Genomic DNA, 24,597 nt, shown 5'->3' with positions numbered 1-24,597 from the left:
AGGGGCACGTATGCATGACTTTTGAAATGATATTTGTTCTGGTCATGGTTGTGGCCATGTTGGCAGGGCTGCTTTTTGAAGTAGCCCGTCCTGACATGGTGATTTTTTCTGTTCTGGTTATTTTCTTAATCACAGGAATACTGGATACACAGGAGGCATTATCAGGCTTTGCCAATCAAGGTATGCTGACGATTGCTTTACTGTTTATTGTGGCAGGTGCGGTGCAGAAAAGCGGCCTAGTTGATCAGTTTATGAAATCATGGCTCAACCGGAGCAAAACCAAAAACGGATCGATGCTGCGTCTGCTCGTTCCATCATCTTTTTTCTCTGCTTTTTTAAACAATACACCCATTGTTGTGACGTTTACCCCATTAATCAAAAAATGGTGTGATGAACACAAAATTGCCCCTTCAAAATTTTTAATTCCCTTATCCTATGTCACCATTTTAGGCGGAACGATTACGCTAATGGGAACTTCGACTAACCTTGTTGTTCACGGGGAACTGCTGAACAGAGGGCTTGAAGGGTTTTCCTTCTTTCAGTTAGCTGTTGTTGGTGTGCCCATTGCACTTATAGGTATTATCTACCTCATGACGGTAGGACATAAACTACTACCGGAGCATAAAGGGATTCAACAGCAGGTACAGGAGGAATCCAGAGAATACATTGCTGAGCTTGTGGTCGGACAGGATTTCCCTAATATCAACCGCAGTGTTCAGCAGGCCGGACTAAGGGAGCTTGAAGGCTTATACTTAATAGAAATTATTCGCGGCAAGGATCATATATCACCTGTGCGTTCCACAACGGTGATTCAGGCTGGGGACCGTCTCATTTTCGCCGGACTGATTTCGACACTTGCTGAATTGCAGAAGAAAAAAGGCCTGTACATTGAAACAGGAACCAATATCGAAATTGATGATTTACGGGATGGAACCTCACAGTTGGTGGAAGTGGTGGTGTCCCATCAATCATCATTATTGTCCAAATCCATTAAGCAATCCCGCTTCCGCTCCAAATATGACGCAGGGGTGATTGCGGTTCACCGTAACAACGAGCGGATTCACAGCAAAATCGGGGAAATTGTCTTAAAACCAGGAGACACCTTATTACTGCTTGCTGGTCCTGATTTTATTCAGAACTATCATCAGTCGAATGATTTTTATGTGGTTTCCTCTTTGGATACACCGAAATCCCTAAGTGAGGATCCGAAAAAAGGCTGGTTCTCTATTACCGTATTACTTGCGATGATTGTGTTGGTGGCCCTTGGTGTTGTATCCATGTTCAAGGCCATGGCACTTGCGGTCTTTATCTTTTTAGTCACAAGGATTATTACACCAGAGGAAGCAAAAGGATACGTCCAATTTAATGTGCTGCTGATCATTGCCAGTTCTTTTGGCATAGGGGTGGCGATGACAAAAACAGACCTGGCGCAGCTTATCGCGGACAAGCTTATGGCAATAGGACAGCCTCTCGGATTTTTTGGAATCATTCTCGTTCTTTACTTACTCACCAATATTTTTACCGAATTAATTACAAACAGTGCTGCCGCGGTGTTAATGGTTGGAATTGGCCTGGAAATGGCGGACAAACTACAGGTAGATCCGATGGGATTTGCGGTCACCGTTGCCATTTCAGCCTCAGCCAGCTTCATCACGCCCATTGGCTATCAGACGAATACGATTGTCTATGGACCGGGAGGCTACCGGTTTATCGATTATATAAAGATAGGTGCACCATTAAGTATTATCGTGATGCTTACGACCGTAAGTATTGTAAATTTTGTATGGTTTTAGGAGGTTAAAACAATGGCAAAATCAGAAAACATTGTCTGGCATGATTCAAAGGTTACAAAGGAAGAACGACAGAAGCTGAATGGACATAAGAGTGCGGTGTTATGGTTTACCGGACTATCCGGGTCCGGGAAGTCCACGGTATCTGTTGAACTGGAGAAGGAATTGTATAAACAAGGCGTTCACACCTATCGATTAGACGGGGATAACGTTCGTCATGGGTTAAATAAAAACCTCGGCTTCAGCCCTGAGGACCGTAAAGAGAACATCCGCCGCATCGGTGAGGTAGCCAAGCTGATGGTTGATGCAGGCCTGTTTACACTGACAGCATTCATTTCTCCTTACCGTGAGGACAGGGATGCTGTGAGGGAACTGCTTGATGATGGTGAATTTATTGAAGTATTTGTGAAGGCCAGTGTAGAAGCCTGCGAAGCCCGTGATCCAAAGGGACTCTATAAAAAGGCACGAGCAGGAGAAATCAAAGGATTCACTGGAATTGATGCTCCGTATGAAGAACCAGGGAATCCGGAAATCACTGTCGAAACCGATCAGCAGTCCCTGGAAGAATCCGTGCAGCAGATTGTAGACTACCTGAAAGAGAATGGCTATCTCTAAGTGGGACAGGGGGACAGGTTCCCTGTCCCACCCATCAGCGGGACGAGGAACCTGTCCCTCCGTCCCCGTCCCCGCCAAAGAGAAAGGATGATTCAAAATGGCTGATTTACTGCAGTTAACACGCATTTCCCTAAAAGCAGGACAGGAAATTATGGATGTTTATGAGCAGGAATATACGGTAGAGGTGAAGGACGATGATTCCCCTCTAACCATTGCTGACCAACGCTCCCACCAGACAATTGTGAATGGGTTGGAAGCTGCCTATCCTGAAATTCCAATCTTAAGTGAAGAGGGCGCGGAAATTCCCTATCAGGAAAGAAAGGACTGGAAGCAGTTTTGGCTGGTGGACCCCCTGGATGGAACGAAGGAATTCATTAAGAAAAATGGCGAGTTCACCGTCAATATTGCCCTTATTGAAGGGAAATATCCGACTATGGGTGTGATTTATGCACCTGCACTGGATACGCTTTACTTTGGTAAGAAGGATCTTGGCGGCTATAAGCTGGAGGACGTTTCCAAGACAGAATTACAGAGCGAAGAGGATCTGATTCAAAAGAGTCAGCAGCTCCCGCTTACAACCTATTCAGATGTCACCCATGTTGTCGCCAGCCGCTCCCATATGTCCGAGGATACAGAAGCTTTCATTGATTCTCTCAAAGAGGACAACAAAACTGTGGATGTTGTGTCAGCGGGAAGCTCCCTGAAATTTTGCCTCGTAGCTGAAGGGAAGGCTGATTATTATCCACGCTACGCCCCAACGATGGAATGGGATACAGGGGCAGGACAGGCCATTGTGGAAGCAGCCGGTGGTAAGGTCATTCGACATGAAGATGAAGAGCGGTTTTATTATAATCGCGAGAATTTGAAGAATGGCTGGTTTTTGGTTTATAGGTAAGAGGATTTATTTACCTTCCTTAAATTTAAAAAGTGTTTTATCAAACAAAGCCCAAACCATATGAAATGGTCTGGGCTTTTTATAGATGTCCATTATTCAACTTTAATAAAGTCTTCCCTAGCTTCCGCATTTTCCATCAACTCCACAAAACTCTGATGAAATCGGTACTCTTTGAAAGTAGGTACAGCAAAATATACTCCCTGTGCATGGTTGGGAGTGATACGATTCATAAAATGTTTATAGGTTTCATCCTCGGCAAAATAAGGTCTAAAATGAACCTTTATATACTGAAGATCGGGCCGGACATATCGGGCGTGAATATTTTCAAACGCAACGATGCTGTCTTCAGGGAGATTATTGTACATTTCTTCAACCTCAGATATGGTTTCCTGATAGGTTGGAGTCGCATCCTGAAGAGAAGTAAAGCTTTTGTAACCAATATTAAACAGACAGGCTGCTCCAAGTATCACAATAAGGGTACTGCGCCATCTTCTCCATGCTTCTTCCTTCACCTGAGCGATCCATCCGACTAAAAATAACCAGACCATTAGTGTTGTTGGAGCTAAGAGTCTGAACCCCAACGGATCGAAATAAGCACTCCATCTCATATAAACAATCACGATAAAGTAAACCATTCCTGTAAATAAGAACAGAAAAGGAATATGGTACTGCTGAATTTGAAATAAGGACTTGATATGCTTCCAGCGAATAAAGATAAATACTGACAGAAGAACGAAAATCAGACTTTCCTGCATAAATATATTGGAATCAGTGGAGAAAATGTTCATTTCGCCCATAATCCCTTCATAAAGCATGTATAGAAATTCAGCAGGAGTCTCGATGGATGGAACACGCTCCATCCCGGTCATTAAACCTGTGTCTGCATAATTTTTTAATAGATATAAACCAGCGAGCACTAGTGGAATAGATCCGGCAAACCAGCAAATCACCATGTTCCGCCATTGCTTTTTAAACAGATAATAGAAGCCTAATAAACCGACAATTCCGGCACCGATCAGTCCAATATAGCGCATTAGAAACATAAAAAGAGCGGCAAGCATCATATGGATGCCGTACTTATACTGTTGGGTTTCCACAAAGTGAATCGCCAAATCATCCCAAAGAAAAAAGGGACCTCTGACCAGGTGTAGGAAAAATCCACAGTAAATGTACTAATGAAAAAAATCATGACGACAACTGGCGCACGGGCCTTAAACAAACGTTTGATTAACACAAACGAAAGACCCAGCATAATAAGATTTACAAGCTTGGAAGCCCAAAACACACTGATTCCTGTCAGGAAAGATATCCCTGCAATAAGCACGGGATAACCCACCGGCCAGGTAGCAAAATATGTACTTATATCCGGAACATAGGAAGGTGTAGTCATTCCATTTCCGTGTAATAAATTCAGTGCCATTTGCAGATAATGCGCAGAATCTGAGCTGACATAGCCATCCTGATTCAAGTAGGATTGGCTAAGAATAAAAAGGCTCAGCAGGAGATAGATAGCCAGCATACTTGTATTTGTTTTTGTAAATATTGATTTTAGCTGTATCCCCAACTACATCCACCCCCACCATTGAAATACGTAATAAAGGATAAGACTGACCAGTAGACCAACCACTAATCCGCCGATAATTTCTGTAAGGCTGTGACCCATTCGCTCACGCAGCTTCTTTCCACTATCATCTGAATGGAGGCGATTGATAATGAATGCCTGTTTTCCAACGGCAATTCTAAGGCCTGTTGCATCAAGAATGACGATAAATAATACGGTCACAGCCAATCCGAAAACAGGGGAGAGAAATCCTTCCCCCAGACCAATTAAAAAGGCAGTGGAAGAAACCGTTGCTGTGTGTGTACTTGGGAAGCCACCATTACCGGTATGCTGCCGGGCATCTTTTCCAAATTTAAAATAATGGATTAAGAATTTCAGAGAACCGGAAGCCAGCCAACCGGCAAAGGGTGCTAAAAAATACGGCATATGAACTCTCTCCTTATTGAAACATCATGAACTCTCTTTTTTCGATCGCAATGATTTGAAGGTATCAGATGCGAAAAAGACAATGATACCAATACCTACACCAAACCATAAAGTCACAAATCGGATAATCAGGGCGATACTCACGGCCAGACTACCGGTAATACCAAAATAGATGAGAAGCCCTGTAATACTTCCTTCTGCCGCTCCCAATCCGCCCGGAATCATCGATAGAGCACCTGCCAGTGTCCCGAGACTGAAGGTCAGGATGCTTTGAACCAGCGAGAACTCCTGTGAGAAGGCGGCTACTACAACATATAAACTGATGCATTCCAGCAGCCAGGCCAGAAAGCTGATAAAAAAGCTTGAGCTTAACAGAGGAAAGCGCAGCAGATAATAAACCTGCTGGTAGAAGTTTAATAGACTCTTTCTGAAGCGGCGCAGCTTATCCGGCTTCGTCAACAGATTGATGGTTTGCTTAATAAAACCTTCCCTGCGTACCACGACAAAGAAAAAAATTAAGAGCACAACAAAAATAAGAAAAGAAGTGGCGCCAAAGGGATACGCAAACAAGCCGATTCCAAGCAGGGCCGCCATCGCGATAAGGTCTGTCAATCGATCAAAAAAGACAATTGAAATCGACACTGGGTAAGGAACATCGGCTTTTTGCTGTAATAAATAAGATTTAATCAGTTCTCCTGCCTTCCCTGGAGTTATGGACATCATCAGGCCAATAAAAAACACCGTTGTATTATATTTCAAGGGGATAGAATAACCTGACCACTTGAAAAAAAGATGCCATTTACACAGTCGTAACAAGTAACTTCCTAATGTTAAGAGAAAAGCTGTGAGCAAATACCCAACAGGAATGGCACGAATATGACTGGTGACCTGTTGCAAATCGGTGAAGAACAGAAAAGCAGCCGTCACGATAATCCCCGCGATTACACCTAGGATAAGCTTGGAGACCAGATTAGATAAAGGCTGATTCACGGATTCTTTCATTATATATCGGTCCGTTTAAAGATTATTTCCGGAATCAGCTTAATAATACCCATGATGATAAACCAGAACCATGGGGTATAAACAACATCCCTTCGTTTAACCAGTCCATTTTGAATATCAGTAGCCACTTTGTTCGGATCAGCGAGCAGCTTAGAGTTTTCGACAACACCATAAGTCATCTTCGTATCCACCATCCCCGGCTTAACGGTCAGTACTTGTACTCCTGATGCATGGAGACGGTTGCGCAATCCCTGCAGATATACACTCAATCCAGCCTTTGTTGATCCATAGATATAATTGCTCTTCCGTCCCCGATCCCCGGCTACAGAAGAAACAGCACAGATAAACCCACGCTTCATTTCCTCAAAATAGTTCGCTGCTATGTTAAGAATTGAAACCGCGGATGTATAATTCACATCAATCATATTGCGGGCTGCTGAAAAGTCGTTTTCTGCTTGCTTTTGATCAGTCATTGCCCCATACATGAGGACCACTCCGTGAATATCCCCAGCCTCCTCAATAACCTCAGAAAAAAAGGTTTCGTGCTGATCAAAATTCAAGGCATCAAAGGACTTCAAAATAACGGATGCTGAATAGCGGATTTCCAAGTCCTGTTTTAAGGGTTTTAACTCCTCTGTATTTCTTGCCGTCAGTACAAAGTTCATGTTGCTGCGAGCTGCTAATTTGCGAACAGTAGCCTGTGCAATCGTTGATGTAGCACCTAATATTAAAATTGTGCGCATATACGCAACCTCCTATCTTAATGTTGAAGTGGATTTGTAGAGGATTAATCGGTAAGTCCTAACCTGCGACTCATAGACGAACGAAAAACCCCTTTAGGATCCACTTGCTGTTTAACGTTCAGGAATTCCTCCCAGCGTGGATACATTTGCTTAAAGGTCTCCTCATCCAGGCTGGCATCCTTAGCCAGATATACACGCCCACCGTGGGCAAGAACAATTTCATCCAATTCTTTTAAGAAAGGAAACAGTCCTTTTTTGTTCGGAATATCCAACGCTAACGTATATCCCTCCATCGGGAAGGACAGCATTCCATGATTAGCTTGTCCGGAACTCTTCAAAACCGCTAAAAAGGATGAGCGTTTGTCCGAGCTTAACCGTTCAAGCAGCTTGCGGATTCCTTCCTTAGGCTGCTGGTCTTTAGGAAAGACAGCCTGATATTGAACAAACCCGTTTCTTCCATATAGCTTATTCCAATCATCTATCGCATCCAATGGGTGGAAGAACGATGTTAAATCCTCCAGCTTAGATTCATCTTTAAATGAGGAATAATAAAGTTGATTAAATGCGGATATGCTCCAGTAATTAAGAGCCATTCCCGGTGCATGAACCGGCATTTTTAATGGAAACTTATTGGGTAAGGCATAAGGATCCTGCACGTTCATCGGCAAGTCGCTTTGTTTGGCGTGATCGCCGCGCATTAACACGGAACGGCCAAGGGATGAGCCTGAACTTAGGCAGTCAATCCAGGCGACGGAGTACTTATAGTTTTGATCATTTTCGATAAACTTATCGAAAGCCTCATCTAAATGGCCTGCCTTCTCATAGGTCACATTAATAAAGGCACTTTCGACGGGTATGAGGCTAATCGTGGCACGAAGGATGATCCCTGTTAATCCAATGCCACCGACCGTTGCCCAAAACACTTCCGAATTCTCTTCACGGCTACACGTCATAACCTCTCCACTTCCGGTTAATAAGTCAAAAGAGGTCACAAATTCAGAAAAGCAGCCATCCACATGATGATTTTTCCCATGGACGTCATTGGCAATCGCCCCTCCGACCGTAACCAGTTTTGTGCCCGGGGTAACAGGAAGAAAATAGCCCCTGGGCAAAAATACATCAATAATATCACTCAATGTAACACCAGCTTCACAGGTGAGAAGCCTCTGATCCTCATCAAAATGCAGAAAATGATTAAGCTGCTCCAGGCGAATAACCCCCTGGTCCTTATTAAGAGCTGTATCTGCATAGCTGCGGCCAAGACCGTAAGCAATGTGAGAAAAATCCTGAGTGCCTTCTATAATATCGTGAATATCTGTTTCATTTTCCGGACGGTATACAAAGCATGATTCAACCGGATAATTCCCCCAGCCTGATATCTTCTTCTTTACTGGTTTTGTCACCTTCATCAAGTCCTTTCTCTCATTACGTTATGAAAAATAAGTAAGAATAACAATCACACTCATGGTATATAAAATAACTGTGGCTAGAATATGCTTGTCTTCTAATAAGATTTTCTCCGGTGCACCTCCCAGTTTCTTAATATGGATTAAATAAAGATAGCGAAAAATCCCATAGATCACAAAGGGGATTGTCCACATTAAATAAGGAGAGTTTCTGGATGTAAATGTAAAAACTGCATAGCTTACAATGGTCGCAGATGAAACAATACTAATTAACTGGTCTAAAAAGGGCAAAGAGTAATTCTCCAGAACCTTACGATGGGACTTGTTTTCCTCCATGGATAACACCAGCTCATGCCGGCGTTTTCCGATAGCAAGAAACAGGGACAGAAGCATCGCACATAATAAGAACCATGGTGTAAAGGGAACCTCAATAATTACAGCCCCGCCAATAGCCCTTAATACAAAACCAAAGGCAATGATCATCATATCTATAATAACCACATGTTTAAGGTACAGGCTGTACATTATATTTGTGACAAAATAGACGATTAATATAAGGAAGAAAATCGGATTTACAATAAAAGAAGTACTGAGTGAGCCGAGTAGCAGTACCGCCCCAATACCCAAAGCAAGCTTAGGCTTCAGTAAACCGGAAGCCATGGGCCGGTATCTCTTTACAGGATGATTGCGATCCGACTCAATGTCTTTATAATCATTAAAGATATAGATACTGCTCGCTGTTAAACTATACGCAAAAAAACTGAATACCGATAGAAGGAGAGCATTTATGTTCCCATACTCCTGAGCAAAGAGTAATGCTGAAAATAAAAGCACGTTTTTGGACCATTGCTGTGGTCTCAGCTGTTTCCAGATTAGGTATATGGTTGACGTTGATTTCAAAGACATCTCCCCATTTTAAAACAAATTTCGCCATTTATTATAGCACATAAGAATATATTTGTAGTTATCATAATGGTGGGGATGACCTAATAAGTTAGTATTAGTGAAAAAATCATATATCCTTGCTTATTTCTCCCATTATATTATTAGTTTGAACAGGTGGTAAAAGACGTAATGCCATTAACAGTAAAATACACATCTGAGATTCTACAGGTATAGTGGACTGAAAGCATGGTTCACTATACCTTGTTATGTGTAATTTTGATTCTTTTCCGACAGAAGGCGTTTGGTTCTGTGTAGGAGGTTTAACTAATGCCGGCATCATAATACAGGTTTCAGTTAACCATTAGAGAGTGAGAGGAGGAATGGAAAGTAACAGCACATTTCATAAATAAAATTTGTGTATCATGCACATAACCCCGGACTTACGGTGAATTTAATTCCATTTGGTAAAAAAAACCTATCGGAGGTGATATTACCAGTAAATTTACCACATTGTTACACTTGAAAATAAACTGAAATCTAGTACAATAGTAATTGTCCTAGAAAAGAGGTTCGCCTTTCAAACAGCCAACTTTGCAGGAAATTGGATTTATTGGTGATTATTGTTGACAAATATTCTACTAATCTCTATACTATTTTAAGAACCAATTATTTCTAGGTTAGGAAAGCTATTTTCCTAGACTTACATACTAAACTGAATAGAAAGTAGTCTAGGTCCAAATAGACTAAATCAAGTAATTAAAGGGAGGATTACATTACATGTCAAACAAAAAGACTTATCGCAAGTTTGCTGCCTCATCCATCGCGGCAACAGCTGCAGTTGCAGCAATCGCTCCTGTAGCATCTGCGGCAACAGACGCAAGTGAATTCACTGATGTTCAACCAGGTGACTCTCACTATGATGGTGTGCAGTATGTTGTAGAAAAAGGGATCCAAGGTTATGAGGATGGATCTTACGGTGTAAAAGATTCCGTAACTCGTGAGCATGCAGCAATCTTTTTCGCTAAAGTACTAGGCTATGAAAACAATCTGCCAAGCGCATCTGATGTAAGTGACTATTTCTCTGATGTTTCTTCAGACCACACTTACGCAGATTACATTGCTGGTGCAGGAGAGCAAGGTGTATTCAAAGGTAACAGCAACGACGAATTCTCACCAGATCGTGCTCTAACTCGTGAACAAATGGCGTCTACAATCGTTAACGCATTTGGTCTTGAAGACAATGGAGCAGATGTAGATGTTAACCTTGAGAATGTACACCCAACTCATAAAACCAGTGTACAAATTCTAGCAAACCTAGGAATCACTAACCAATTAGATGATTTCCGTCCAGACGAAGAAGTAACTCGTGGACAATTTGCTACTTTCTTATATCAGACTAATCAAGTACTTAACGCTGAACCAAAAGTTGAGAGTGTAAGTGCGATTAACGCTAAGCAAATTGAAGTTCAGTTTAACCAAGCGGTAGACGGAGATACACTTTTTACTGATGCAGCAAGTGATGATTATTCCTTACTATCTTCTGCTATTTCAATTGAAGGTGACGCTGAAGCTGAATCTATTACGTTTTCTAATTTAGAAGGAAAATTAAGTGAGGACGAAAAAACACTCACAATAACTAATGCTGACGGTACAGAGTTTTTTGATGGGAAATATACTGTAACAGTTAATGATACAGTTAAAACAACTTCAGGTGATTCAATTGCACCATTTATTAATAACATTAATGTAGATGATGTAACTTCACCAGAAGTATCTGAAGTATCATATGATGCATCAACAGATAAAGTCACGGTAAAACTTTCTGAAGCTATTGACGGTACACCAGAAGTATTACGTGTAAATGGTAAGCCTGTTTCATTTGACACTGCAACAGCACCAATTACTGAATTAACATTTGATAGACCTGCATCTGTAGAAACTGGTTCAAATGCTACTCTATATATTGCTGGAGCGACCGACTATAATAGTAATTACTTAGAATCTTATAATGGTTCTGTGACATTTACAAAAGACACATCTGCTCTTGATGTTAGCTCCATAGAACAAGTCGATTCAGACTCCTTAAGAATTGTATTTAATAAAAAATTGGGTTCCATAAGCGCTGATGCAAAAACTGACCTTGGAAGTGCTCTAACAGTTATGAAAGACGGAGCAGCATTTGCTCCTGATAAAGTAAGAGTTACTCCTGGTGATACTACTGGAAAATCATTTGATATTGACTTCACGTCAGCTGACCTTTATGGAAATGATACAAGTCAAGATTTATCTCTTGTATTTGCTGATGATGGTTTAGTTGATGTTTATGGAAACAAAAATGATGCATCTTCTCACGATGTTACAATGACAAAAGATACAGTTGCTCCAACAGTATCTGGTGCAAGTGTATCTGATGATAACAAGACGATTACATTAGAATTTAGCGAAGGTGTAACTGTAGAAGAGAATTCACAATTTGTTGTACGCCGTGATGGTATAAATGTTTCAGGTTTATCTATTTCTTCAAACGAAGATGATAATACAAAAGTTGATGTAGAACTTTCTTCTGGTAATGCTTTTGAGGCAGGAACATACACTTTCCGTTTAGAAAGTGGAGCAGTTGCTGACTTAGTTGAAAATAACAAAAATGCATTAGCAACTACTAGTGTAAGCGTTGATGCTGAAGAATCAGAGGAACCTGAGTTAAACGCAACTGTTACAGGAACAACTCCAAATACATTTGAAATTGCTTATAAAGTTGATGGTTCTGGTGTAGAGCTAGATACAACATCTGCTCTTAATTTATCAAACTATAAATTAGATGGTGATGCATTACCAAGCAATGCAGACATCTACATTAAAGATGATAGTTCTAATAAGCACGTAGTTGTTATTGAATTGCCAGAGGGCAGTGTAAATATTGGAGATTCTTCAGGAACAAATGCCATTCTTTCAGTTTCTGGCGTAGAAGATGCTGATGGGAATGTAGTAACAGCAACATCAGATTCAGTTTTAGTTTCTGACAACACTCCTGCAACACTTCAAGGTGCTGAGCTAGTATCATCTAATATACTTAAACTCACGTTTAGTGAAAGTGTAGATGACACTACTTTTGATGTAAGTGATTTAACTCTTGAATCAACTAACGATACAATTGACTGGGATGGTAGTGGTTCTATACCTGATACAGTGTCAGCTGAAGCATCTGGTAATGAGTTAGTTCTTACAGTTACACCTTCGGAATCAAACTGGACAAATGTAGTAGATGGAAATGACCTTTCTGCTAAAATTGTTGATGTATCTGATGATGATGGATTGGCTGATTCTCTTAAAGATACAAATGATTACAATGTTAAAGCTGGAGATTCTGTTTCAGTAGAAAAATAAATATAAATTATTTCACATGAAATAATAGTTTGTAATAAGCAGGGGGAAGTTAATCTCCTTGCTTATTTTGTTATATGATAGTTAGATAGAATTTATCCATCTATAAGATGACACCTATCCCTGTCGCCTTCAAAAAGTCCATCCGTAACTAAAAGTAGTTAGTAATCTACCAAATTAGTAAAAGTTTAATGCTGAAATACGGTAAAAGAAGGGGAAATCTCCAGAAACGTTTCGTATGAGGCCTTCATTAAGGAAGGCAAAATATAAAAAATGGCATGACAAATAAGCCTTTTAAATTCCGGTTTTTAAAAAGGCTTGGATAGTTAAAATATTCAATTAGGCTGTGCTGGCAATTTAAGCAACTCTATTATACTTATGGTAAAGTCCATTCAGTATAGGAGTTGCTTTTAATTTTATATTCTCCGCATCTATAGGTATATATTCAGGTGATGGAACTGGTGTTTTATCGTTGATTCCTTGGTGTGTGCGTTCTGTATTGTAATATTGATCAATGTATTCCTTTAATAAACGCTCCAGATGGTTTTCGTTTAATGGAATAATATGATCAAGCAGTTCTCGTCGCAACGTACCATTCACTCTTTCTGCATAGGGATTTTGCCACGGTGAATGGAAGGAAGTTCCTTTTGATTGAATTCCAGAAGCTCTTAGAAATGCTTGAAATTCCTTTGAACGAAAGACAGGATCATTGTCATGTATTAAGTATTTTGGTTTTTGATCAAAAGGAGTAGCATTACGAAATTGTTGCTTCAGCCATTCAGCATTTGGATTTTTTGTTACAGCATAATGAATGATTTTGCGTGTTTTATGATGGATAATCACTAACACATAAAGAACCTCAAACTTTAAAGTAGGAATCGTCAAAAAGTCAGTCCCCCAAATTTCACTCTGATGATTATTCAAAAATGTTTTCCATGATTGTATTTGTTTTTGAGTAGGCGATTTGCGGGTATCTGGGAAGTATTTTGCAATAGTGTTCGGTGCTGGAGGACTTTTCAAACCTAAAATTTTTAGTTTTTCATGAATCTTTTCAGGTGATAGTAACGGATTTTCCTTATGTACGCGTTCTATAAGATTTATTGTGTCACGAGATATTTGTGGTCTTCCTTTTTTCTGTGATTTTTTTGCCCAATAAACGGAAAAAGCTGTACGATGCCATTTTATAATCGTATCCGGTTTAAACATGCGTTGGATTGATTTCCAGTCTGGTAAATACTTTGAAAGCAAGACCCAAAGCTGTCTAAAGGCAGGAGATGATTTAGGTTTCGGTAGATTATGAGTTTCATAGTGATGTTCGTAAAGAGATAATTGGCTTCTTAGTGCAATTACTTCCATTCTAAGTTTATAATTTGATGTTAAACAGAGTCTAAAGAAATCTAGTAAATAACGTAACCAATCTTTAAGGTATTGATACAAAGCTTTGCCATTAAGATTAAACATTCGACATCACTCCGCATTTTTTGAATATTATTTTAGCTTATTTTAAAGAATTTAACAACGCTGCTCAAACCATCTGATTCTTGGTTTCTATAGTTTCTCTCACAATGATATAATGAAAGAATAGTAGAACGTATAAAGGAGATTCTTTGATGAGTTATGGATTTGAATTACAAGATATCATGGACTTCGATGATTTAGCTGATTGGTTGGAGGATCATATAAATAAAATCGGACAAGAACTAGGTTTTGGTAAAGTACCTAAGAGTCTAAAGGGTGACATTGAGAAAGTAATGAAGGAAACCTTAAAGGATGAAATAAAGGAATACGGTTGGACAGGTGACGAGGAATTGCCATCGATTCTAAGTATTAATATGTTCCATTCTGTGTTTGCTACATTTAACAAGAATCTCTACTCCATCTGGTTTAGAAGAAACGTTGAAGAACTAGAGCCAGATAGTCCATTTATGTCTGAGTCAGTCTCAGTTGCAATGGATGAAATAAAGGAACAGTATGAAGAGGAAGGTGTAGAACTAACGAATAAATTACTTATTCAAGAATTAAAGCGAGGACTTCATGTAAGATTATTTGATATGGTGCAGTCGTTAGAATACACCCTAGAACACGAATCAAATGTCGCTTCCATCAAACCAAATGGATTTAGAGCAACTGATGAGGTAGTAGGTGAAATGGAAAAAGTCATGGAGCAAGCAATGCAAGTAGAGAAACAAGTGAATGGATTAATACAATCTATTGAGAATTTGGATTATAGCACAACGATAGATAGCTAATTGGTTATAGAACATTTTTTCCAGTTTATATAAGCTAGTGAATGCTTCTAAAGTCTCCATAACGAGTGAGGAAAAATTAATAGACATTAGTGTGAACGATTGCCTATTGTTGAAGACAATGAGGTTACACGTATCGTTGCGAGCAGGTCTCAGCATTTATTAAAAAATTAGAAGCAAAGCATGGAACGGTAGAAGTTGTTTCATCAGGAAGTTCTCTCAAGTTTTGTTTAGTTGCAGAAGGAAGAGCAGATTATTACCCAAGATATGCGCCGACAATGGAATGGGAAACTGGGCTGGACAAGCCATTGTTGAAGCAGCAGTCGGAATAGTGACGAGGCATGAGGATAATGAGCGGTTTTACTATAATAGGGAGCAACTAAAGAATGGGTGGTTTTTGGTGAGTAAATATTAATAAAGTGCGTATTTAAAAATAACAATTATCGTCTCAAGGGAAGTGGTGATAAAATATGATTGATGATTTTATAAAACAAACAGTATCGTTTCTTGAAAGGACGAATACCCGCATTCATACACCAGAGACACGAACCGTTACATACGAAGGGAATACAACTTCACTACTAATGTCAGACTCGGAAGTAGTTTATGTAAATACTGCAAACATTTCTGATAACGTCCATTTAGGAATAATGCTCTTTTTTAGTATTTTAGATGCAAAAGTTGATTTACTTTATCCGGAACTAGATGGTAAATCATTTAGGCAACGACATAAAAGGCTGCCTAAAACTAATGATGATGAACTTATTTTAAGTCAGCTATTTAGAATCTTAAAATTGTTAAGAAATGCTTCGGTTCATTCAAAGAACTCGATTATTATAAAGAACAATGAAATAACTTGTTCTTACATTAATAAAAAAACTAAATTTCAATTAATAATCACAAAACTAGGTCTGGAATTAATCTATTCATTAATACTAGAGTTCGTGAAACCGTCAATGAGTACAAGTTTATACTGGGAGTCAATAAGAAGAACTTATTATGATGATATAAAAGCCAATATTACGTTGTTTGTAGATGATTTGGGTGACAATAACCTTCTAGATATATCTAATGAAATAAGGTTAAAACGAAGTGTTAGATATAGGATTACAAATTCGACCTTCAAAATCGAAAAGGGTTATTTATTAATCGAGAGACCATATGGATTGAACGAAAATGAAAAAGAATGTCTTTCCTGTGATTATGAAGTTACCTATGGTGAAAAGGCTTATCTAATTCCAAGTGAAGCTCTTGATATAAATAACAAAATAGATGTGGCACACTTGTACTTATGGCAAGTGTAATAATGAAAATTACTGGGGTGATTTGACCAATTAACAAACTGGGATCATCTATCTATTAAACTTTTAAATTGGGAAAGTTACTTCCTGTAATTATTAAAATATAATGAGGATACTCTTAAACCTGTGTGGTGATTAAATGAACAATATAAAGAAAATTATTATGAAAGTGGTTAAGTCAGTTTATTTTTGGCTTACTTTAGTAATAGCGATATTAATGTCTGTATTATATATTCTTGGGTTTAGAATAACATACTCTCCGAACCTCGAAACTAGTTGGGATGCAGTTAGTGCTATTGGACAGTGGGCTGGGGCAATAGTTGGTGTGTTAATACCAATTGCAGCAGTTTACATAGACCATATTTTACAGAAGAGTAAGAGGGATATTGGTGAATCTAATATTGAGTTGTTAAATGAATTTCAGGCGTTTAAAGACGAATATTCCGAAAAGTTAAAAACGCTTTCTGATTTGGTAGATGATAATGGAAACATAAATAACGATGGCGGTAACCATGATGTAAGTAGAAAAGATAAATTAAAAGAAAAAGCTTTAAAGTTCATTAATATCTCAATGGTTGCAAAAACTAAAACTGTTGCTGAGCATTTAAATATTAATGAAGATGATGTATATGAATTATTAGCCGAAATGGATAGACATGATGACACTATTTCACATGGTGGTCAACTTAGGAAAGAAAATATGCACAATATTGTTTGGACAAAGAAAAGTAAATAAGGTTTTTAAATTTGGAAGCCTAAAACTGGATATTACGCGCGCTACCATTCCCATCCACAATCAGGACACTGTCATCTAACTATCCAATCCTCTTCTATACTGGAAATGCCGATTTTTCTACTAAAGTGTGTTGATTCGTAGTGATGCTGTTGTTCTTCTGGTATTGGATCACCTTGCAAGTTTACATGGCAGAAAGGACAGTATTCTTTTCTATCGTTTTATAGCCCCCTCATTCGGTAACTACATAAATTAACTCCAAAGACTACATTTTTAGTTTGCTATAAACAATCAAAAGGAGTAGCATTACGAAATTGTTGCTTCAGTCATTCAGCATTTGGATTTTTTGTTACAGCAAATGAATGGTTTTGTGTTGGATAATCACATCAAGAACGTCAAGCTTTAATGTAGGAATCGTTAAAAAGTTAGCCGCTCAAATTTCACTTCGATGATTATTCAAAAATGTTTTCCATGACTGTATTTGTTTTTGAGTAGGCGGCTTACTGGTATCTGGGAAGTATTTTGCGGTGCTGGAGGATTTTTTAAACCTAAAAGTTTTAGTTTTTCATGAATCGTTTCGGACGATAGTAATGGATTTTCCTTATATACACGCTCTATAAGATTGATTGTGTCACGAGATATTTGTGGTCTCCTTTCAGCATAGTAAGTGAGAAAAGAAAGAACGAGTATAAATAACTATTGGGAAAATCATTATGGGATTTTGAAGAAAAAACGTTTTTTATACATAAGTGGTGAGCTAAATGCTCACCACTTATGTATAAAAAATTTTATTTAGGATTATTATTCCAATGCCTGTAAACCCTCATAACTATGAATAGCAAAACCATCAAAACTTGACATATTCATATAATGGTTGGTTACCTCGTTAAATACATTATACATCAATTCATGTCCTGAATTATAAAAGGATAAGTATGGAATTCCTGATTGTTTAGTTTCAACACCAATAACGACTTTTTTGTTAATGCTTTCTGCAAAGTCTAACTCGTTCGAAACGAGCTTAATAATACCATTGTTACCCTCAGAAAAGTTACGATAAGCCATAATCGTTACGCCATCGGTATTTTGAATAACCCAATCACTTAGACGCCCCTCACCATATTTGTCAGATTTATAAAACCTTCCATCAAACCAAAATGGTATGTCCACATCAAAATTGATGTCTAATCGCTCAGTGAAAAATTTATATTGATGTAAGATATTTTGATATTTTTCTATGGCCTTATTTTGATTTATGTCCCAAATATCATTTAAATAAGGTTCGACATCAAGGTGAATTCCCTCAAATTGTTGTGATTGAAGAGCACGTTGCTGGTATTTTTTAATCCATTTTTTAAAAAGTAAGTTCCGATTGTTATTGTTATCCAACCATTTGGGTGATCCTTCTAATGCATAGACGGAAATACCATGATTTGTTGCTGATTGTACAAAACGTCGATAATCATGCATTGAAATATCCCGATTTATTTGCAGGTAAATGCGATTTACGTTTTCTTTTAATAGGTTATGAAGAAAGACTTCTCTATCGTAAATAACTTCTTTTGTATTCCAAACCCACGTTCGATAATTTTCTGTTGCTAGTAATTGATTTTCTTTCATTATCTCATTATTCTTATCAATCGAAGACAGACTTACAATTGATTGTGCTGAAACGCTTTCGAATGAGGTTAAAGAAACAACTGACAAAATAAAAGATAGGATTGTAATAAAAAAGTTTTTTTTCATGTTGTTTTAATCCCTTCTATAAAATAAGTATAGGCTAGCAATGCAAGGTAGCCTAACATTATTTTACCAATATACCGTATAAATGTATATATTTTTTAATAGAATTTTCCTATCCTAGTATGTATTTCTTTAGCAAAAATTACTTGATGATTTTATAGTTCCTTTGTACTAAAATTAATCCTTGTGACACCAAAGAAGTTCATATTAAAAAAGGGGAGATAGAATGCAATTTGATTATCGAAAATCAAATGCAACTGCCAATCAGCTAGGAAGCACTCAAAATCTATTTATGGATAGTTTTTTAGGAAAGACAATAGCAATTACAATATTTTTGCTTTGTATATATTTAATGACACTAGTTATTGATCACAACCTTGTTAAGGACTTTGATTATTATATAGGACTTCTTACTTCTATATCATTCATCTATTTCTTATTAAAGGTTGTGATTTCTTTTTTCTATAAATCAGTAAAGAAAGATCCACTTTCTGATCATAAAGTTTCTGTCGTATTACCTAGTTTCAACGAAGGTACCGAAAGTGTTAAGAAGTCGATTGAATGCCTTGTAAATCAAGACTATCCTGTCCACGAAATAATTTTTATTGATGATGGTAGTGATAGTATTGAAGCGTATGAAACAGCGGTAAAAATGTCTGAAGAATTTAAAGCTATAAATGAAAAAAAGCCTGACTCACATTTACCTAAAATCACCGCGCATCGCTTTACTAAGAATCAGGGTAAGAGGGCTGCTCAAACCTGGGCATTCAAGCGAGCAGAAGGCGATATCTTAATGCTTAGTGATTCAGATGGATATATTTATCCAGATGCAGTAAGAGAACTGTTAAAACCTTTTAGAGATAAAAAAGTAACATCTGTGGTTGGTCATATTAACCCAAGGAATAGTAAAGATAGCTTAATTACTAGATTACAAGATATCCTTTATACCAGTGCATTTCGAATTGGTAGAGGTGCACAATCAGTGACGAACTCTGTATTAGTATGTTCTGGTGCGTTATCAATGCATCGAAAGAACTTTATATTAAATAATTTAGATCGTTTTGCAGAAGGAACTGCGATGGGGATCAAAATGGATGCAGGGGATGACAGATGCTTAACCATGCTGTCCTTAGAAAATGGTGGTAAAACTAAATATCAAAGCACCGCACTATGTATTACCGATGTACCGGAAAAAACAGGTAAGTTCTTTAAGCAGCAAGTTAGATGGAATAAATCCTTTTATTTATATACGTTAGAGACATTAAAATTTGCCTGGAAGAGACCAAACGTTCTGTTTTGGGTATTAGCAGAAGGATTCGTGTGGCTAATCTTTGGAATTTCCAGTTTGGTTTCCTTGTTAACTGGATCTACAACTGCACTATATCTTCTCCTAATATATTCTATGGCTTATCTAACATTATCATCATTGGCTGGTGGAATTTACTATGTATTTAGAAATCCGTTAGTTTATTTACTCTCACCATTTTTTGCATTAATGCATATGCTAATCCTTTTCCCAGTACGAGTATTTTCATTATTAACCATAAAAGCAGATAACTGGGGAACAAGGTAATTAGTAGTATATGAAGTCTTAAATGAATAGAGAAACCAACAGATAATTAATTTGAAATTGGAGGAATATCATTGTCAACTTTAATGACAAATAAATTAGCTTATTTTAATCGTCTGAAGGATAAAATTGAAGAAAAGACGGCTGTAGTTGGTGTTATAGGATTAGGCTATGTAGGGCTTCCAAACGTAATACACCGGGCATCTTATGGATTTAATGTAGTTGGATTTGATAAAGATGAGTCTAAAGTTAATAATATTAACAATGGAATTAGCTATATTGATGACGTAGAAACGTCTGAATTAAGTAAATTAGTAAAAAGCGGAATGGTAAAAGCAACAGCAGATGCTTCACAATTGAATACTGTAGATGTCATTACGATATGTGTACCCACACCTATAGATGAACATAAGCAGCCAGACTTGAGGTTTATTGAATCTGCAATGAATGACGTTACTGAAAATGTAAGGCCTGGTAGTTTAGTTATTCTTGAAAGTACAACTTACCCGGGAACAACAGAAGAATATGTTGTGAATAAACTAGAAGAAAAAGGTTTTGAGGTTGGTCATGATATCTTTGTTGCTTATTCCCCAGAGAGAATTGACCCTTCTAATAAAGTATACGACTTACGTAACACACCAAGAGTAATTGGTGGGCATACAGAACATTGTGGTATAGTTGCAGAACTGTTTATTAGTGGGCTTACACACGTAGTAGAATCTACAAAAGTTGCAGAGATGGCAAAAGTATTTGAAAATACATTCCGTTTCGTAAATATTGCATTAGCTAATGAGTTAGCAGAAGTCAGTGAAAAGATGAACATTGATGTTTGGGAAGTAATTGATGCAGCTAAAACAAAACCATTCGGCTTCATGGCATTTTATCCAACTGCTGGTATTGGTGGCCACTGTATTCCGGTAGACCCTTACTATTTAACTTATAAAGCAAAGGACTATAGTGTGAATACAAGACTTATCAACACTGCTGGTGAAATAAATAGTCAAATGAATGATTATACTGTCAACAAGCTAATGCGTATCTTAAATGATATAGATGTTACGATGAATAATAGTAAAATTGCTATTTTAGGTGCAACGTATAAGAAGGATATTTCTGACGTAAGAGAATCTCCTATTTTTAACCTAGTAAATACGCTGGAAGAATATAATGGCCAGGTTGATATCTTTGATCCTTACGTCACAACTCTAAAGTCAGCCAGTAAGACATACAATGTAAAAGACGTAAACTATAGACAATTACGTAATTACGATGTAGTCATTATCTTAACAGATCACTCAACATTCGACCTGGATAGAATTAAAAAGTTCTCCAATATAATATTCGATACAAAAAACGCACTTAATATGAAAGAAGAAAAGGCAGTATATTATAAATTGTAGTTACGGTGCCTGTCACCACCCGAATTTTGTCGAATTTTGAAAGTGTGGCAATGTCCGCATTTAGAGGGACTTCGTGTTCTCCATAAAGGGAGGACTTTCCTCGTGTTAAAAGTGAAAAAGAAAGGGTATAAACATGGAGTACACAACTAATAAAAGTGTAAATAAATTATGTGCAATAGGTTTCTCGCTAGGAATTATATCTATATTTTTATCATTTATTGTTATTGTTCCATTTACAGGCTTAATAATATCAACAATCGGACTTTCAAGGTTTAATAGAAGTACTGATTCCATGATTTGGATGGGGATTACAGGAATAATATTAAATGGTTTGTATTTATTGGTAGCCATTTTCCTGGTATATTAGCAGCTATTATTCATGCCTAATCAAATTTGCAAAATTAAATATAGGGGTCAGTTCCCCCGCCGCTCTAAGGAACTAAATTGGAATGTATGGAAGTCTTGTGGAGATCAATCTCTGCAGGGCTTCTTTTTCAAACATTGGGATTGCTCGTCTCTAGGTTTTATATAACTAAGTGGGTATTGAAGAAAACTTGTACAAAAAAGCCTGTAGACACCCAAATCTACAGACTTTTAAATTGGCTCTAAAATATATGTTGGGGTGCCGACAATTTTCTGATAACTTTTCGGGGCATAAGAAAACACGCAATCTCCTAATTTTGTTAGACTTTGTTTAGACCAATAAACAACCACAAAAAGGAGATGCGTGCAATTGCATTCTAATTTTTCTTTACCAGGATTAGGAGAGTTTATCATTACCAACATTCGAGAAAGCCGCGTACTATCAACTTCATGTGGAGTTGGAGCGTGTACCTCACCAATGTCCGTGTTGTAGACAAGTTACGGATCGAGTCCATGATTACCGTGTACAAAAGATTAAACATAATCATATTTTTGGTAGACGAACAGTCTTATTTTACCAAAAACGTCGGTATGTTTGTGAAAATGAAAACTGCGGTAAACGGTTTTATGAAGATAATTCGATTGTGGAGCGTTATCATAGGCAGTCTCTATAGTTTAACCAGGCGATAGGTAGTGAGTTAATCAATGGTAAGAACTTTAAGGATGCCGCAGATCGCTTCGACACCTCTCCTACAACGGTTATGCGCCGTTTTGATCAGGTTAGTGCTTCGATGTTAAGTGAAACAAAGAAGTTACCTTAGGTTATTGCGATAGATGAATATAAGGGAGATGCAAGTGGCGAAAAGTAACAAACCGTTATTGCCGATTCGGTTGAAAGAAAGCCATTAGAGATTTAGAAAGACCACAAAAAAAGAGACACTAATGGCCTATGTACGAGAACATGGAGATAACGTTGAGTTCGTCGTCATGGATATGAGTCATTCCTTCAAAGCAGCTGTTGATCAAGCCCTGGGACGACCAATTGTAGTAGCTGATCGATTTCACTTTTGTCGGTATATCTATTGGGCTTTAGAAAGAGTTCGACGGAAGGTGCAAATTGAGTTTGATGATTACGATCGTAAGAAGTGTAAACGAATGCAACACGTGTTTTATAAGCATTATGAGAACTTAACCGACAAGCAGTTATGGTACATAAATTACTACAGGGAAAAATCAAGTGAATTAAACAGAGCTTAAAGAAAGCTTTATGCTTGTGGTTTGAAACAGCGAAGCAATTGGCCCCTGTTGGATTAAAAGAAATGCATTTGGTTTTAGACTATTTAGCCGCTTCAGAATAAATGTGTTATTACATCATCAGTCAAAATATAACATTTCGGATCGCATAAATTAGGAGTGAGCGATGTGCTCACCCCAGTATTTGACTTAGGAACTTGTAATTCGTATGCTACCTGCCGATGATAAGGCCCCCAAGTAATCATCCCTTTATCAATCACGCCAACACATTAGACAATTTCCGATAATTATTAGACACCGACCCATGAGGCACACCATATTCCTCGGCAATTTGAGATTGCGTAACCGTTTCATTCTTCAATACAACCTTCTGCACATAATACTCTAAAGCTGCTGCGTATGATTCCGGCTTTTTCAAAGATGGATGTTCCTTCTGGCTGTATTGATTCCAAAGAGAAATCCCTTTTAGGATAACTTCATCACTCATCTCCTTATCGACCATGTGATCGGCAAATATTTGGACCACTTCTTCATACTGTGGGTTTGTTTCACCCCCGTCGTGACCAAGCAGGAGAGCGTCGTTTAAAAAGGCAGGGAAATGTTCGGCTAAACCGCCATCCTTTTCCGTATATTCCTGCAATAGCTGTGGCACACTTTCCTCATCTTGTGGATATAACTTAATCATGCTGTAAAGGAAGTTCTGAGCCTCGATAAACGGAACCAGTGTACCAATCAGCACACTTCCCTCGATAAATTCATTCCCTTCATAGTAACGAATGGAATAAGTCTTATGGTCTCTTAAATCCTCGATAGTTACATAATGGGTTTCTTTATTAGTACTCAAGATTTTATAGACAGATGGCTGTCGACTTATCCAGTTTTCCATTCTCTTATACGTTTGAGGATGTAATGGTGCATCCTGTTGCTCCAGAAAGAGATTTAATAAAGTACGATGATTTTCAAATGAAGACACGTTTATGAGAATCCAGATTGTAACCCCCATTCTAAAGATATCAGCCAGGTCGCTATGTTTCTTTAGTTCCGGACTCAGATAGGATTCCACGAGTTTATCAATTTTTTCCTGATAATGGTCTTGTGAAAAGGAAATGAACTTCTGATGCAAGTGAGTCAGTTCTTCATTAATCAGGCTCACTTCATCGCTCTGGAACATACCGCAGCACTTCTTATATTTTTTGCCGTTCCCGCATGGACAGGGTTCATTTCTTTGAATCTTGCTCATATTATGGCACCTCGCGTTTCAATTTATCACTTGTTTATTATGC

19 protein-coding genes and 2 pseudogenes are annotated in these 24,597 nt (G+C 38.0%); 10 read left to right on the top strand and 11 right to left on the bottom strand.

Translation table 11 applies throughout. From position 1 onward, the window contains the following. Positions 1 to 14 precede the first annotated feature (14 nt). From ACZ5OK_RS15600 to cysQ, 3 genes are all read left to right on the top strand, one after another. On the top strand, positions 15 to 1,793 hold the full coding sequence (locus ACZ5OK_RS15600) for an SLC13 family permease (protein ID WP_343838426.1): 1,779 nt from the start codon (positions 15 to 17) through the stop codon (positions 1,791 to 1,793). A gap of 12 nt (positions 1,794 to 1,805) precedes the next feature. Continuing rightward, entirely contained in the window at positions 1,806 to 2,405 is a 600-nt protein-coding gene (cysC, locus tag ACZ5OK_RS15595; protein WP_343838424.1) for an adenylyl-sulfate kinase, read from the top strand. A 97-nt stretch (positions 2,406 to 2,502) separates the two neighbouring features. Further along, complete coding sequence (gene cysQ, locus ACZ5OK_RS15590; RefSeq protein WP_343838422.1) at positions 2,503 to 3,300, top strand: 3'(2'),5'-bisphosphate nucleotidase CysQ; 798 nt, start codon at positions 2,503 to 2,505, stop codon at positions 3,298 to 3,300. A 92-nt stretch (positions 3,301 to 3,392) separates the two neighbouring features. Here cysQ and ACZ5OK_RS15585 read toward each other — a convergent pair whose 3' ends face one another. The 7 genes from ACZ5OK_RS15585 to ACZ5OK_RS15555 are packed head-to-tail and all read right to left on the bottom strand — an operon-like array spanning position 3,393 to position 9,344. Continuing rightward, the gene (locus ACZ5OK_RS15585; RefSeq protein ID WP_464758226.1) at positions 3,393 to 4,397 is read right to left on the bottom strand and encodes a hypothetical protein; all 1,005 of its coding nucleotides are present in this window, start codon (positions 4,395 to 4,397) and stop codon (positions 3,393 to 3,395) included. After that, positions 4,361 to 4,864: a hypothetical protein gene (locus tag ACZ5OK_RS15580; RefSeq protein WP_343838418.1), complete on the bottom strand. Its 504-nt coding sequence runs from the start codon at positions 4,862 to 4,864 to the stop codon at positions 4,361 to 4,363. The genes ACZ5OK_RS15585 and ACZ5OK_RS15580 overlap by 37 nt, the downstream gene beginning before the upstream one ends. After that, the gene (locus tag ACZ5OK_RS15575; RefSeq protein WP_343838417.1) at positions 4,865 to 5,287 is read right to left on the bottom strand and encodes a divergent PAP2 family protein; all 423 of its coding nucleotides are present in this window, start codon (positions 5,285 to 5,287) and stop codon (positions 4,865 to 4,867) included. Between the two features lie 24 nt (positions 5,288 to 5,311). Beyond that, positions 5,312 to 6,289, bottom strand: a complete 978-nt coding sequence (locus ACZ5OK_RS15570) for a lysylphosphatidylglycerol synthase transmembrane domain-containing protein (protein ID WP_343838416.1) — start codon at positions 6,287 to 6,289, stop codon at positions 5,312 to 5,314. Then, entirely contained in the window at positions 6,289 to 7,032 is a 744-nt protein-coding gene (locus ACZ5OK_RS15565) for an SDR family oxidoreductase (RefSeq protein WP_343838415.1), read from the bottom strand. The genes ACZ5OK_RS15570 and ACZ5OK_RS15565 overlap by 1 nt, the downstream gene beginning before the upstream one ends. 44 nt (positions 7,033 to 7,076) lie before the next feature. Further along, on the bottom strand, positions 7,077 to 8,441 hold the full coding sequence (locus tag ACZ5OK_RS15560) for an FAD-binding oxidoreductase (RefSeq protein ID WP_464758225.1): 1,365 nt from the start codon (positions 8,439 to 8,441) through the stop codon (positions 7,077 to 7,079). A gap of 21 nt (positions 8,442 to 8,462) precedes the next feature. Next, on the bottom strand, positions 8,463 to 9,344 hold the full coding sequence (locus tag ACZ5OK_RS15555) for a decaprenyl-phosphate phosphoribosyltransferase (protein WP_343838411.1): 882 nt from the start codon (positions 9,342 to 9,344) through the stop codon (positions 8,463 to 8,465). A 756-nt stretch (positions 9,345 to 10,100) separates the two neighbouring features. Between ACZ5OK_RS15555 and ACZ5OK_RS15550 the strand changes: the two genes are divergently transcribed. After that, positions 10,101 to 12,707, top strand: coding sequence for an S-layer homology domain-containing protein (locus ACZ5OK_RS15550; protein WP_343838409.1), 2,607 nt, complete (start codon positions 10,101 to 10,103; stop codon positions 12,705 to 12,707). A gap of 354 nt (positions 12,708 to 13,061) precedes the next feature. On the opposite strand, the gene ACZ5OK_RS15545 is transcribed toward ACZ5OK_RS15550, so the two are convergent. Further along, positions 13,062 to 14,165: an integrase core domain-containing protein gene (locus tag ACZ5OK_RS15545; RefSeq protein WP_343838407.1), complete on the bottom strand. Its 1,104-nt coding sequence runs from the start codon at positions 14,163 to 14,165 to the stop codon at positions 13,062 to 13,064. 149 nt (positions 14,166 to 14,314) lie between these two features. Here ACZ5OK_RS15545 and ACZ5OK_RS15540 point away from each other — a divergent pair, with 149 nt between their 5' ends. The 3 genes from ACZ5OK_RS15540 (at position 14,315) to ACZ5OK_RS15530 (ending at position 16,987) form a co-directional block, all read left to right on the top strand. Further along, entirely contained in the window at positions 14,315 to 14,953 is a 639-nt protein-coding gene (locus tag ACZ5OK_RS15540; RefSeq protein ID WP_343838405.1) for a hypothetical protein, read from the top strand. A gap of 467 nt (positions 14,954 to 15,420) precedes the next feature. Beyond that, positions 15,421 to 16,254 carry a hypothetical protein gene (locus ACZ5OK_RS15535; RefSeq protein ID WP_343838403.1) on the top strand — a complete coding sequence of 278 codons (834 nt, stop codon included), beginning with the start codon at positions 15,421 to 15,423 and terminating at the stop codon, positions 16,252 to 16,254. 136 nt (positions 16,255 to 16,390) lie between these two features. Next, positions 16,391 to 16,987, top strand: a complete 597-nt coding sequence (locus ACZ5OK_RS15530) for a hypothetical protein (protein WP_343838401.1) — start codon at positions 16,391 to 16,393, stop codon at positions 16,985 to 16,987. 798 nt (positions 16,988 to 17,785) lie between these two features. On the opposite strand, the gene ACZ5OK_RS15525 is transcribed toward ACZ5OK_RS15530, so the two are convergent. After that, on the bottom strand, positions 17,786 to 18,730 hold the full coding sequence (locus ACZ5OK_RS15525; protein ID WP_343838398.1) for a hypothetical protein: 945 nt from the start codon (positions 18,728 to 18,730) through the stop codon (positions 17,786 to 17,788). Between the two features lie 223 nt (positions 18,731 to 18,953). Here ACZ5OK_RS15525 and ACZ5OK_RS15520 point away from each other — a divergent pair, with 223 nt between their 5' ends. From ACZ5OK_RS15520 to ACZ5OK_RS15510, 3 genes and pseudogenes are all read left to right on the top strand, one after another. Continuing rightward, a complete protein-coding gene (locus ACZ5OK_RS15520; protein ID WP_343838396.1) occupies positions 18,954 to 20,300 on the top strand; it encodes a glycosyltransferase family 2 protein in 1,347 nt (448 codons plus the stop codon). Positions 20,301 to 20,371: 71 nt separating this feature from the next. Then, positions 20,372 to 21,697 carry a nucleotide sugar dehydrogenase gene (locus ACZ5OK_RS15515; RefSeq protein ID WP_343838394.1) on the top strand — a complete coding sequence of 442 codons (1,326 nt, stop codon included), beginning with the start codon at positions 20,372 to 20,374 and terminating at the stop codon, positions 21,695 to 21,697. 727 nt (positions 21,698 to 22,424) lie between these two features. Next, positions 22,425 to 23,471, top strand: a pseudogene (locus ACZ5OK_RS15510) (ISL3 family transposase). A gap of 99 nt (positions 23,472 to 23,570) precedes the next feature. Here ACZ5OK_RS15510 and ACZ5OK_RS15505 read toward each other — a convergent pair. Further along, positions 23,571 to 24,485, bottom strand: coding sequence for a cyclin family protein (locus tag ACZ5OK_RS15505; RefSeq protein WP_343838390.1), 915 nt, complete (start codon positions 24,483 to 24,485; stop codon positions 23,571 to 23,573). After that, positions 24,486 to 24,554 (bottom strand): annotated as a pseudogene (locus tag ACZ5OK_RS15500) (SEC-C metal-binding domain-containing protein); the annotation flags it as partial. Positions 24,555 to 24,597 lie beyond the last annotated feature (43 nt).

It is taken from the genome of Salinibacillus aidingensis (assembly GCF_055393355.1).
This window is presented reverse-complemented; position numbering and strand designations above follow the sequence as displayed.